At 60.7% G+C, this 12,687-nt stretch carries 11 protein-coding genes; 4 read left to right on the forward strand and 7 right to left on the reverse strand.

From position 1 onward, the window contains the following. Positions 1-8: 8 nt before the first annotated feature. The 3 genes from pqqC to pqqE are packed head-to-tail and all read left to right on the forward strand — an operon-like array spanning position 9 to position 2,156. Positions 9-761 (forward strand): pyrroloquinoline-quinone synthase PqqC, encoded by a 753-nt coding sequence (gene pqqC, locus HX812_RS00300; RefSeq protein WP_038843048.1) that lies wholly within the window; start codon positions 9-11, stop codon positions 759-761. Continuing rightward, a complete protein-coding gene (gene pqqD, locus HX812_RS00305) occupies positions 758-1,033 on the forward strand; it encodes a pyrroloquinoline quinone biosynthesis peptide chaperone PqqD (protein WP_038843051.1) in 276 nt (91 codons plus the stop codon). The genes pqqC and pqqD overlap by 4 nt, the downstream gene beginning before the upstream one ends. Beyond that, positions 1,026-2,156, forward strand: coding sequence for a pyrroloquinoline quinone biosynthesis protein PqqE (gene pqqE / locus HX812_RS00310; protein ID WP_038843053.1), 1,131 nt, complete (start codon positions 1,026-1,028; stop codon positions 2,154-2,156). Before pqqD ends, pqqE begins: the two co-directional genes overlap by 8 nt. Positions 2,157-2,161: 5 nt before the next feature. Here the strand turns inward: pqqE and HX812_RS00315 are convergent, their stop codons facing one another. The 3 genes from HX812_RS00315 to HX812_RS00325 form a co-directional block, all read right to left on the reverse strand. Further along, a complete protein-coding gene (locus HX812_RS00315) occupies positions 2,162-2,320 on the reverse strand; it encodes a YqaE/Pmp3 family membrane protein (RefSeq protein WP_007904205.1) in 159 nt (52 codons plus the stop codon). Positions 2,321-2,415: 95 nt separating this feature from the next. Continuing rightward, positions 2,416-2,736, reverse strand: coding sequence for a DNA-binding transcriptional regulator (locus HX812_RS00320; RefSeq protein ID WP_038843054.1), 321 nt, complete (start codon positions 2,734-2,736; stop codon positions 2,416-2,418). A 244-nt stretch (positions 2,737-2,980) separates the two neighbouring features. Then, the gene (locus HX812_RS00325; protein WP_038843055.1) at positions 2,981-4,243 is read right to left on the reverse strand and encodes an aspartate aminotransferase family protein; all 1,263 of its coding nucleotides are present in this window, start codon (positions 4,241-4,243) and stop codon (positions 2,981-2,983) included. Positions 4,244-4,452: 209 nt separating this feature from the next. Here HX812_RS00325 and HX812_RS00330 point away from each other — a divergent pair, with 209 nt between their 5' ends. Beyond that, a complete protein-coding gene (locus tag HX812_RS00330) occupies positions 4,453-5,352 on the forward strand; it encodes a LysR family transcriptional regulator (protein WP_016977852.1) in 900 nt (299 codons plus the stop codon). A gap of 240 nt (positions 5,353-5,592) precedes the next feature. On the opposite strand, the gene HX812_RS00335 is transcribed toward HX812_RS00330, so the two are convergent. The 4 genes from HX812_RS00335 to HX812_RS00350 all read right to left on the reverse strand — a co-directional run bounded on the left by HX812_RS00335 (position 5,593) and on the right by HX812_RS00350 (position 12,653). Further along, on the reverse strand, positions 5,593-7,371 hold the full coding sequence (locus HX812_RS00335; protein ID WP_038843057.1) for an acyl-CoA dehydrogenase C-terminal domain-containing protein: 1,779 nt from the start codon (positions 7,369-7,371) through the stop codon (positions 5,593-5,595). A 123-nt stretch (positions 7,372-7,494) separates the two neighbouring features. Then, entirely contained in the window at positions 7,495-9,264 is a 1,770-nt protein-coding gene (locus HX812_RS00340) for an acyl-CoA dehydrogenase C-terminal domain-containing protein (RefSeq protein WP_038843059.1), read from the reverse strand. Between the two features lie 90 nt (positions 9,265-9,354). Next, positions 9,355-10,644 carry a diguanylate cyclase gene (locus HX812_RS00345; protein ID WP_038843061.1) on the reverse strand — a complete coding sequence of 430 codons (1,290 nt, stop codon included), beginning with the start codon at positions 10,642-10,644 and terminating at the stop codon, positions 9,355-9,357. Between the two features lie 203 nt (positions 10,645-10,847). Further along, entirely contained in the window at positions 10,848-12,653 is a 1,806-nt protein-coding gene (locus HX812_RS00350; protein WP_016977848.1) for a phenylacyl-CoA dehydrogenase, read from the reverse strand. Positions 12,654-12,687: the final 34 nt, after the last annotated feature.

The raw sequence follows: 12,687 nt of genomic DNA on the forward strand, positions 1-12,687 counted from the left end.
CGACCGACATGACTGACACGCCATTGACCACCACCGAATTCGAAGCCGCCCTGCGTGCCAAGGGCGCCTTCTACCATATCCATCACCCCTACCACGTGGCGATGTACGAAGGCCGCGCGACCCGCGAGCAGATCCAGGGCTGGGTCGCCAACCGTTTCTACTATCAGGTGAACATCCCCCTGAAAGACGCCGCGATCCTGGCCAACTGCCCAGACCGCGAGATCCGCCGCGAGTGGATCCAACGCTTGCTCGACCACGACGGCGCCCCCGGTGAAGACGGCGGTATCGAAGCCTGGCTGCGCCTGGGCCAGGCCGTAGGCCTCGACCCGGATCAACTGCGCTCGCAGGAATTGGTACTGCCCGGTGTACGATTCGCGGTAGACGCCTACGTCAACTTCGCCCGCCGCGCGAGTTGGCAGGAAGCCGCCAGCAGTTCGCTGACCGAATTGTTCGCGCCGCAGATCCACCAGTCGCGCCTCGACAGCTGGCCGCAGCATTACCCGTGGATCGACCCGGCCGGTTATGAATATTTCCGCACCCGCCTGGGCCAGGCTCGTCGTGATGTGGAGCACGGTTTGGCGATCACGTTGCAGCACTACACCACCCGTGAGGGCCAGGAGCGCATGCTGGAAATTCTTCAGTTCAAACTGGATATTTTGTGGAGCATGCTGGACGCCATGAGCATGGCCTACGAACTCAAACGCCCGCCGTATCACAGCGTGACCGACCAACGGGTGTGGCATAAAGGGATCCCCCTATGAGCTTTGATCGCAGCAAAACACCCACCTGGCGCCAGGGCTATCGCTACCAGTACGAACCCGCGCAAAAAGGCCATGTGCTGCTTTACCCCGAGGGCATGATCAAGCTCAACGACAGCGCTGCGCTGATCGGTGGTTTGATCGACGGCGAGCGCGACGTGGCGGCGATCATCGCTGAGCTGGATAAACAGTTCCCCGGCGTGCCAGAACTCGGTAAAGACATCGAGGATTTCATGGAGGTCGCCCGTGCAGAGCACTGGATTACCCTTGCCTGAGAAACCGCCGGTTGGCTTGCCGCTGTGGCTACTGGCCGAGCTGACCTACCGCTGTCCGTTGCAATGCCCGTACTGCTCCAACCCGCTGGATTTTGCCGAGCAGGGCAAGGAGCTGAGTACCGAGCAGTGGTTCAAGGTGTTTCGCGAAGCCCGCGAGATGGGGGCCGCACAACTGGGGTTTTCCGGCGGTGAGCCGTTGGTGCGTCAAGACTTGGCCGAGCTGATCGCCGAGGCGCGCAGGCTGGGGTTCTACACCAACCTGATCACCTCCGGCATCGGCTTGACCGAGCAGAAGATCAGCGACTTCAAGAAAGCCGGCCTGGACCATATCCAGATCAGCTTCCAGGCCAGCGACGAACAGGTGAACAACCTGCTGGCCGGCTCGAAAAAAGCCTTCGCGCAAAAGTTGGAAATGGCCCGTGCGGTGAAGGCACATGGTTACCCGATGGTGCTGAACTTCGTCACCCATCGGCACAATATCGACAAGATCGACCGCATCATCGAGCTGTGTATTGCGCTGGAAGCGGACTTCGTCGAACTCGCCACCTGCCAGTTCTACGGTTGGGCCCAGCTCAATCGTGTCGGACTATTACCGACCCAGGCACAACTGGTGCGCGCCGAACGCATCACCAACGAATACCGCGCCAAGCTGGAAGCCGAAGGTCACCCGTGCAAGTTGATTTTCGTCACCCCGGATTACTACGAGGAACGCCCGAAAGCCTGCATGAACGGCTGGGGCAGTATCTTTCTGACCGTGACACCAGACGGTACGGCCCTGCCCTGTCACGGCGCCCGACAGATGCCGGTGCAGTTTCCCAACGTGCGCGACCACAGCATGCAGCACATCTGGTACGACTCGTTCGGCTTCAACCGCTTTCGCGGCTACGACTGGATGCCCGAGCCATGCCGGTCATGCGATGAAAAGGAAAAGGATTTCGGCGGCTGCCGATGCCAGGCCTTCATGCTCACGGGGGACGCGAGCAATGCCGACCCGGTGTGCAGCAAGTCCGAGCAGCACGGCCTCATCCTGCAAGCGCGGGAAGAAGCCGAACACGCCACCCAGACCATCGAGCAGTTGGCCTTTCGCAACGAGCGCAACTCACGGCTCATCGCAAAAGGCTGACGGCCTCAGCGCTTGGCGATGATGTACACCGCGTGCACGATGCCAGGGATGTAGCCGCACAGGGTCAGCAGGATATTCAGCCAGAACGCGCCAGCGAAACCCACTTGCAGGAACACACCCAGTGGCGGCAACAGAATGGCGATGATGATACGAATGAAATCCATGGGGTCAGCTCCAGAAAATCGGCTCGTGTGAGCCGTGTAGCTAATCGACCTTGGGCGTTCGTGAGGGTTCAGTGGGATCTGGCGTTGGGCCACTGTCAGGCGAGAATCTCCAAGCCGTGCTTCTTCACGATGCTCAGCAACTTGAGCGCCATGCCGCTGGGTTGTTTCTCGCCGGATTCCCACTTTTTCACGGTGGACGCGCTGGTGTTCAGGTAGCGGGCGAACACAGGTCTGTTCACATGGCATCGCTCGCGCAGATCCTTGATTCGCTCGGCAGACATCTGCAACGGGACGGGCGTGAGACACGCTTCATCGAACTCACGAAGCATGTTTTTATTGATGGCGCCAATTGCGTAAAGCGCCAAGGCGGACTGGTGGATGGACTCCATTGCTTCACTTACATATTTGTTGGTCATGATGCACTCCCTCAATATGCCGTCTTAGACCCGTGACAGCTGTGGTATGCACTAGGTAAAGAGTACAAAAGCGTGCTCCACTCGCTGCGACCACTCCCTAAAGAGTCAGCAAAAAAACATCTTTTTCAGCGACGTTCAAGCGCCCTTTTCAATCCAAAGGTTTCACGCCCAAAAAAACGCCCCCAGCCAAAAGAATCAGGCCGGAGGCGCCGCGTAGACCGCGAGACGGTTCAGGAATAGGGGGTTAAACGGCGATGCCCTTGCGGCATTGCAGTTGAGCGGTGCGCACGCGGGAGAAGGCACGGGCGAGGCGCAGGAGCATTTCGTCGATGTTGCTTTTGCTCACGCTCAGGGCCGGGGTGAAGCGCAGGCAGTTGGGTTGCGGGGCATTGAGGATCAGGCCTTCGTGCAGCGCTGCCTTTACGACAGCATCCGCAGAATCATCTGACAACGTCAGGCCCCACATCAGGCCGTGACCACGCAGTTGACCGTGGTCGTAGCGGTAGGCCAGGCGGGCAAGACCTTCGCCCAGATACACGCCGGACTCACGCACGTGGTCCATAAAACCATGCTCCAGCACGGCATCGAGTACCGCCAGCCCGGCCGATGCCATCAGTGCATTACCGTGGTGAGTACCGTCCAACTCGCCCACGTCGAAACAACAGGCTTTGCCCCGCGCCAGTAGCGCTGCAAGGGGCACCCCGCCGCCCAGGCCTTTGCCGAGGGTGATGATGTCGGCACGTACGCCGTATTGCTGCTCGGCGAGCAAGGTGCCGCAGCGGCCCATGCCGGTTTGTACTTCGTCGAGGATCAGCAGGATCCCCAGTTCACGGCACAAGCGCTCGACGCCTTTGAGGTAATGCTCGGTCGCAGGGATGACGCCCGCTTCGCCCTGGATCGGTTCGAGCAGGATGGCGACGGTTTGCGCGTCGACGGCCGCATGCAGCGCCGGCAGGTCGTTGAAGGGCACATGGCTGAAGCCGGGTAATTGCGGTTCGAAACGGTTTTCTGGACCACCCGCCGACGCCGACATCGCTGCAAAACTGCGGCCATGGCAACCTGCGCTGGCACTGAGGATGCGATGCGCTCCCCCGCGATGCAGCTGGCCCCATTTGCGCGCCAACTTGATCGCGGCTTCAACGGCTTCAGCGCCGCTGTTGAGCAGGTATGCCTGATCGCTGCCGGTGCGATGGCACAGGCGCTCAGCGAGGTTGAGTTGAGCGCGGTTATGCAGGCCGTTGCCGGGGTTGATCAGCGCCTGGGTCTGGTCCGTCAGCGCCTTGATCAACACTTGAGGGCTGTGGCCGAGGCTGTTGGCCGCGTTGCCCTGGCTGAAATCCAGGTAGGCACGGTCCTCGCTGTCCCACAGCCAGGAGCCTTGTCCGCGTACGAAAACTTGCGCAGGGCGAGCGACGGAGGGCATCAGGGAGTCGCTGGAAGAAGTATCGCTGGGCGCTTCGAACATCAAATCGTCCAGGCTCGGCGCGGGGCGACGAAACAGATTCATAGCTCGCCCCCAATAGCAACCGGACCTTGGTCGGTGCGACACGCCTGTGCTGCCTTGAGGTTTTTTGCCTTGCCTATGTAAACGCTATCAACATAAACGCTGTTCATTGCCCGATCCGGCCCTGTAAGCCCTGCGAATAGGCGCTAGACTAGGCGCCTCGGGGGCCAACAGCCATTTCGTTTTTCCAGCTTTTTCGATAAGTAAGTCTTATGGATTTCAAGCAACTGCGTTATTTCGTCGCGGTGTATGAGGAAGGCCACGTAGGCCGTGCCGCCGAGCGTCTGTCGATCTCCCAACCGGCGCTGTCCCAGCAGATTCGCCAACTGGAACAGAACCTGGATGTGAGCCTGTTCGAGCGCAGCAGCAAGCGCCTGCTGCCGACACTGGCGGCGCACACACTGTACAACCACGCGCTGCCATTGATCGACGGCATGCAACAGGCGGTTGAAGCCTTGCGCAATTTCAAGGGCCAGGCGATGCGCACGCTGGCTATCGGCGTACTGCAAACCGTACACACCAGCCTGGTCCCGCAGATGCTGGAGCGCGTGCGCAAGGCCCAGCCACATCTGGTGGTGCAGATCTACGAATTGACCGGGCTTGAGATCGAGCGCCGACTGCTCAATGGCTCGCTGGATATCGGCATCAGCTACTTGCCGCCGCGCCAGCCGGGGCTGCATGGCGTGTTGCTGTATGAAGATGAACTGAAGGTGGTCATCCCCGAGGATCACCCCTTGCGGGAATTCAAGAAAGTCTCGCTGAAGCAGGCGGCGGAGCTGCCGATGTTGCTGCTGGGGGAAGAGTTCCAGGTCCGGCAGATCTGGCAAGGACAGCTGTCCAACCTCGGAAGACGCCCGCAAGTACAGGCGGAGCTGAACACCATGGTGGGGATTCTCGACAGCCTGCCCCACACAAAACTGGCGACGGTGCTGCCGGGCCGCTCTCAGGACGAACACAACAGCCAGTCGCTGCTGTGGAAACCCTTGAGTGAACCCAGGGTGCCGCTGAAAGTCGGCCTGGTGTGCCGCGATGTGCAGCGCCAGCAAGCGACGGTGGCGTTGCTGCGCACCCTGCTGGAAGACGTGATGAACGCCCCGCAGGCGCAGCCCTGAACTCAAGAGGCTGACTTTTTCGCGGGCAAAAGAAAACCCCGCCGAAGCGGGGCTTTGCAGACTGTTTCCCTGACATCCATTTCACTCCGCCGTCCTGGCAGAATCCTACGTGTCCGTGTTGTTGCTTTGCGCTTCCTGCGCGACGTCCATGTGAAGTAGATTATCCGTGGATCCAATCTGGCGATAGAGGACGATTAGCAGCACGTCATGTAAGAGAATGCTTACACGCCCTCCAAGCCCTTAGAACAGGGTCTCATCCAGCAGGAACAGCGATTCGCTACCGGCTTTTACCGACGCACTCAGCGAGTGGATGCGTGGCAACAAGCGCGCGAAGTAGAAGCGTGCAGTGCCCAATTTGCTGGCGTAGAAGTCTTCTTCAGATTCCTTGCCCAACGCAGCCTTGGCCATACGCGCCCACATATAGGCGTAGGCCATGTAGCCAAAGGCGTGCAAATACTCCACCGACGCCGCGCCGATTTCATTCGGGTTGGTCTTGGCGCGGTCCAGCACCCAGGCGGTCAACTCATCCAGGTTATCCACTGCTGCGCCCAGCGGCTTGGTGAACTCCGTCAACTCGGCACCCGCCGAGGCAATGAAAGCACGGACCTCGTCGGCAAACAGGGTGTAGAACGCCCCGCCGCTGCCGACGATCTTGCGCCCCATCAAGTCCAGTGCCTGGATGCCGTTGGTGCCTTCGTAGATCTGGGTGATGCGCACATCACGCACCAGTTGCTCCTGGCCCCACTCGCGAATGTAGCCATGGCCGCCGAACACCTGTTGGCCGAGCACAGTGGTTTCCAGGCCCAGGTCGCTCAAGAACGCCTTGGCTACCGGGGTCAACAGGGCGACCAGGTTATCGGCACGCTCACGCGCAGCAGCGTCGTCGCTGAACTTGGCGATGTCCAGTTGCGTCGCCACATAGGTGGAGAACGCCCGGCCACCTTCGTTCGCGGCCTTCATGGTGAGCAACATGCGGCGCACGTCGGGGTGCACGATGATCGGGTCGGCCACTTTGTCTTTGTGCTGAGCCCCGGTTGGCGCACGGCTTTGCACGCGGTCGCGCGCATACTCGATGGCGTTCTGGTAGGAACGCTCGCCGGATGCCAGGCCCTGGATGCCTACACCCAGTCGCTCGTAGTTCATCATGGTGAACATCGCCGCCAAGCCCCGGTTCGGTTCGCCCACCAGGTAACCCACGGCCTCGTCGAAGTTCATCACGCAGGTCGCCGACGCCTGGATCCCCATCTTGTGCTCGATGGAACCACAACTCACGGTGTTACGTGCGCCCAGGCTGCCGTCGGCAGTGACCATGAACTTCGGCACCAGAAACAGTGAGATGCCCTTGGGACCGGCCGGTGCGTCCGGCAGCTTGGCCAGCACCAGGTGGATGATGTTGTCGGTGAGGTCGTGTTCACCGCCGGTGATAAAGATCTTGGTGCCGCTGACTTTGTAGGAACCGTCCGCCTGTGGCTCGGCCTTGGTGCGGATAATCCCCAGGTCAGTACCGGCGTGGGCCTCGGTCAGGCACATGGAGCCGGCCCATTCACCGGAATACATCTTCGGCAGATAAGCCGCCTTCAGTTCTTCGCTGGCGTGAGTATTGATCGACACGCAGGCGCCGGAAGTCAGCATCGGATACAAACCGAACGCCAGGCTCGACGAGTTGATCATCTCTTCAACCTGGGCCGACACCGCCTTGGGCATGCCCATGCCGCCAAACATCGGGTCACCCCCTACACCCACCCAGCCGCCTTCGGCATAGGTTTTGTAGGCCTGTGGAAAACCATCCGGCGTAAACACTGCGGTGTTGTCCCAGCGGCAACCCTGTTCATCGCCACCGCGGCTGAGCGGGGCGATGGATTTGGCGGTGACCTTGCCGGCTTCTTCGAGGATGGCCTCTACGGTTTCGGCGTCAACGGTGTCTGCCAATGCCGGCAATTGGGCCCAGGTGGTGGCGACCTCAAAGACTTCGTTGAGGACGAAGCGCATATCACGCAGCGGCGCTTTGTAATCAGCCATGGCAAACCTCGTGAGAACGTGAAAAGTAATTCGGTAAGAGTCGGTTTTACAGGCTCAGAGTGTACCCGAACAACTTTTCAGACACATAGGGTCCACTTGTGACTGATTGGTATTTTTAAGTCATTACAACGCAAACGCCTCCGCAGGCAGACTCATCAGGCATTCGCTGCCCGCTTCCACCGCAGCGCGGTGGGTGGCGGTACGTGGCAGCAGGCGCTTGAAATAGAAGTCGCAGGTCGCGAGCTTGGCCTTGGAAAAATCCGAGTCCGGTTGCTCAAGGGCAGCCATCGCCATGCGCAGCCACAGGTAGGCGAGGATCACGTAGCCGCTGTACATCAAGTAATCCACGGCCGCCGCACCCACTTCATCGGGGTTCTTCATCGCGGCCATGCCGACCTGGGTGGTCAGTTCGCCCCATTCCCCGTTCAGTTGGTTGAGCTGCGCTACATAGGCCTTGAGCTGCGGATGCTCGGCATTCGCCGCGCAGAACTTATGCACAATCTTGGTAAACCCACGCAGCAACTTGCCCTGGCTGCCCAACACCTTGCGCCCCAGCAGATCGAGGGCCTGGATGCCGTTGGTGCCTTCATAGATCGGCGCAATCCGCGCGTCGCGGGCCAGTTGTTCCATGCCCCACTCGCGGATGTAACCGTGACCGCCGAAGACCTGCATGCCGTGGTTGGTCACCTCAAGGCCGGTGTCGGTCATGAAGGCTTTGCAGATGGGTGTGAGAAACGCCAGCAGGTCTTCAGCGTCCTGGCGCTGGGTGGCGTCGCTGCTCAGGTGCGCGGTGTCGAGCAACTGTGCGGTGAAGTAGGTCAGTGCGCGATTGCCTTCGTTGAAGGCCTTCATGGTCAGCAGCATGCGGCGCACATCGGGATGCACGATGATCGGGTCGGCGGCTTTATCCGGAGCCTTGGCGCCGGTCAGCGAGCGCATCTGCAGGCGGTCGTTGGCGTACTTGATTGCGCCCTGGAAGCTCGCCTCACCATTGCACAGGCCCTGCATCCCAGTGCCCAGGCGCGCGTGGTTCATCATGGTGAACATGCAATTGAGGCCTTTGTTCGCCTCACCAATCAGGAAGCCCTTGGCGCCGTCGAAGTTCAGCACACAGGTGGCCGAACCCTTGATGCCCATCTTGTGTTCGATGGAGCCGCAGTGCACCGCGTTACGCGCACCCGAATCCGCATGGAACTTGGGCACGATAAACAGCGAGATGCCCTTGGTGCCCGCCGGTGCGTCCGGCAGTTTGGCCAGCACCAGGTGGATGATATTGGCGCTCATGTCGTGTTCGCCGGCCGAGATGAAGATCTTGCTGCCGGAGACCGCATAGCTGCCGTCCGCCTGGGGCACGGCGCGGGTCTTGATCAGGCCCAGGTCGGTGCCGCAATGGACTTCGGTCAGGCACATGGTGCCGGTCCATTCGCCGGCGGTGAGTTTGTTGAGGAACGTGTCTTTCTGCTCGGCGGTGCCGTGGGCGTGGATCGCCGACATCGCGCCGTGGGTCAGCCCTGGGTACATGCCCCAGGACGTGTTGCTGGAGCCGATCATCTCGCTGAGCACCAGGCCCAGCGACGACGGCAAGCCCTGGCCGCCGTAGGCCGGGTCTGCCGCCACACCGTGCCAGCCACCTTCCACGTACTGGGCGAAGGCTTCCTTGAAACCCTTGGGCGTAGTCACCACGCCATTGTCGAAATGGCAGCCTTCTTCGTCGCCGCTGCGGTTGAGCGGCGCGAGGACGTTTTCGCAGAATTTGGCGCCTTCTTCGAGAATCGCGCTGACCATGTCCGGGCTGGCATCGGTCGCGCCCAAGGCGGCGTAATGGCCGTGGAAATCAAACACGTTGTCGATCAGGAAGCGCATGTCGCGAAGGGGGGCTTTGTAGTCAGGCATGGCAATGTCTCCGTCAGCAGATGGTTTCAACCTACTGCCGGGCATTGCCTCGGACAATCACTGTAGCGCTGCTGAATACAGCGCCATCACTCAACCGGCAGCGCTCTCCATGCGCACCGCGCCACGCCGGGTTTGCCCGGCGGCGACCACGCAGTTGCGCCCCGCGCCTTTGGCGGCATACAACGCCTGGTCGGCGGATTTGAGCACTTCTTCCGGCGTGCGCTGCTCGGCCTGGCGCTCGGCCACGCCGATGCTGATGGTTACCGAAACACTCGATGCGCCACCGCCGGAACGGCGTTGACGGCCTTGATGATCGTCCTGAGGGCGGTCCGAGTTGCGCAGCTTGATGTCGTAGTCGGCGATGATTTCGCGGATTTCCTCCAGGTGCGGCATGCATTCCTCCACCGTCTTGCCGGCGAACACCACGGCAAATTCCTCACCGCCATAGCGATAAGCGCGCCCGCCACCGTTGACCTTGGACAGCTTGCTCGCCACCAGGCGCAGCACCTGGTCGCCGACATCATGGCCATGGGTGTCGTTGAAGCGCTTGAAGTGGTCGACGTCGCTCATCGCCAGCACGTAGTTGCGCCCCAGCCGCTGCATGCGTTCGTTCAGTGCGCGACGCCCCGGCAAACCGGTGAGTTCATCGCGAAAGGCCATTTGATAAGCCTCGTGTGCCACACCGGCAGCAATCATCAGCATCACCTGGCTGCACATGATGTTCAGGGTGAACGGCAGGATGAACGTCTGCGGCAACATCCAGAACATCCCCAGCAAACCCACCAGTTGCGCGGCGTGCAGCGGACGTGGCTGATACCAGTACTGCGCCGCCAGGGTCAGGAAGCCGATCAGGAACATCGGGTATGACAGCTGGATCAGGCTCATCCAGCTGCCATGCAGCGCCGGCCAGCGAATCTCCGCCAGCCAATTGAGCACGGCCTGGGGATAACTTTGCTCCAGCGCCAGCGCCACGCTGCCGATCGCCAGCAACACCGCGCCACGGGCGACGAAGTCGCGGAACAGGTGGGTCTTCTCCTGCCATAGCGCGTAGATGCTGAACAGTAGCGGCAACAGCAGGCAGCACAGATGAAACACCACCGCCGCGTCTTCGCGCACGCGGCCGTTGTCGCGGTAGAAATCGGTCTGGGTATCCAGCAGGAAGTAGGCGATGTACACCGTGATCATCAGAAACAGTTCGCGCTGACGGCGATACACCGCGCAGTACGAACCGCCGAGCAACAGCACCAGGGTCGGCAACACATTGAACAGTGACGTGAAGAAGACGTTGAGGTCCTTGACGTACGCAGCCGAGAGCCCGGCCAGCAAGAGCAGCAACGAAGGTAGAAAATGACTGAAACGTACAGCGGACACGCGCGACAAGGGTAAAACTCCGACCCGCAGAAATGATGGCACTATGCCTTGATGCAGACAGTTAAGCACAACCTGGCACGCATGTATCACATTGCCATCACTGTAACGGCAGCCGAACGCAATCCCTGAGCGCTGTGCTGTGGTTTTTTATCACCCATAAAAAAACCGCCGCACCCAAGGGGCGCGGCGGCTTCACGAGAACCCGGTAAGGCTTAGTAAGCCAGGCCGAAGTCTTCTTCTTTCATGTCCATCAGGTTGTTTGCGCCCGACAGCATGGTGGCTTTATGGGCCAGGGTACGCGGCAGGATGCGCTGGAAGTAGAAGCGCGCAGTCTGCAGCTTGGCGGTGTAGAACGCCTCTTCGGTGGTGCCGGCAGCCAATTTTTCGGCAGCCAGGCGCGCCATGTCGGCCCAGAAGTAAGCCAGGCACGCGTAACCGGAGTACATCAGGTAGTCCACCGAGGCGGCACCCACTTCTTCGCGGTCTTTCATCGCGGCCATGCCGACCTTCATGGTCAACTCGCCCCACTCTTTGTTCAGTGCAGCCAGCGGTGCAACGAACTCTTTGACCGCTTCGTTGCCTTCGTTGGCCTGGCAGAACTTGTGCACGATCTTGGTGAAGCCCTTGAGCGCTTCGCCCTGGGTCATCAGCACTTTACGGCCCAGCAGGTCGAGGGCCTGGATGCCGGTGGTGCCTTCGTACAGCATCGAGATGCGGCTGTCGCGAACGTTCTGTTCCATGCCCCACTCGGCGATAAAGCCGTGGCCGCCGTAGATCTGCACGCCGTGGTTGGCGGATTCAAAACCGACTTCGGTCATGAACGCCTTGGCGATCGGGGTCATGAACGCCAGCAGGCCGTCGGCTTGCTTCTTGGCTTCGTCGTCGGTGCCGTACTTGACGATATCCACTTGCTTGGCGGTGAAGTACACCATCGCACGGTTGCCTTCAGCGAAGGCTTTCATGGTCAGCAGCATGCGGCGCACGTCAGGGTGCACGATGATTGGGTCGGCAGCTTTGTCCGGCGCTTTCGGGCCGGTCAGGGAGCGCATTTGCAGGCGATCGCGAGCGTACTTCAGGCCGCCCTGGAAGCCGATCTCGGCGTGGGACAGGCCTTGCAGCGCGGTACCCAGGCGAGCGGTGTTCATAAAGGTGAACATGCAGTTCAGGCCTTTGTTCGCCGGGCCGATCAGGAAACCGGTGGCCGCGTCGAAGTTCATCACGCAGGTGGCGTTGCCGTGGATGCCCATCTTGTGTTCAAGGGATCCACAGGTCACGGCGTTGCGCGCGCCGATCGAACCGTCGGCGTTCGGCAGGAACTTAGGCACGATGAACAGCGAGATACCTTTGGTGCCGGCCGGTGCGTCCGGCAGGCGGGCCAGTACGATGTGGACGATGTTGTCGGCCATGTCGTGTTCACCGGCCGAGATGAAGATCTTGGTGCCGGAGACTTTGTAGGAACCGTCGGCCTGAGGCTCGGCCTTGGTGCGCAGCATGCCCAGGTCGGTGCCGCAGTGTGGCTCGGTCAGGCACATGGTGCCGGTCCATTCACCCGACACCAGCTTGGTCAGGTAAGCCTCTTGCTGCTCGGGAGTACCGTGCTCGGAGATGGTGTTCATCGCACCGTGGGACAGGCCCGGGTACATGCCCCACGACCAGTTGGCGGCGCCAACCATTTCGCTTACGGCCAGGCCCAGGGATTCCGGCAGGCCTTGGCCGCCGTGCTCCACGTCGTGGGCCAGGCTTGGCCAGCCGCCTTCGACGAATTGTTTGTAGGCTTCTTTGAAACCGGTTGGGGTTTTAACGCCCGACTCACTCCAGGTGCAGCCTTCGATGTCGCCCACGCGGTTCAGCGGTGCCAGTACTTGCTCGCAAAACTTGGCGCCTTCTTCAAGGATGGCGTCAACCATGTCCGGGGTAGCGTCCTGGCAAGCCGGCAGGCTCTGATAGTGCGCTTCATAGCCAAGCAGTTCGTCACGAACGAAGCGAATATCACGCAAGGGGGCCTTGTAGTCAGGCATAGCGATAAACCTCTGCTGATGTATCTGGAATGAA

The sequence above is a fragment of the Pseudomonas sp. IPO3749 genome, assembly GCF_013386605.1.
Classification (GTDB): Bacteria; Pseudomonadota; Gammaproteobacteria; order Pseudomonadales; family Pseudomonadaceae; genus Aquipseudomonas; species Aquipseudomonas azotoformans_A.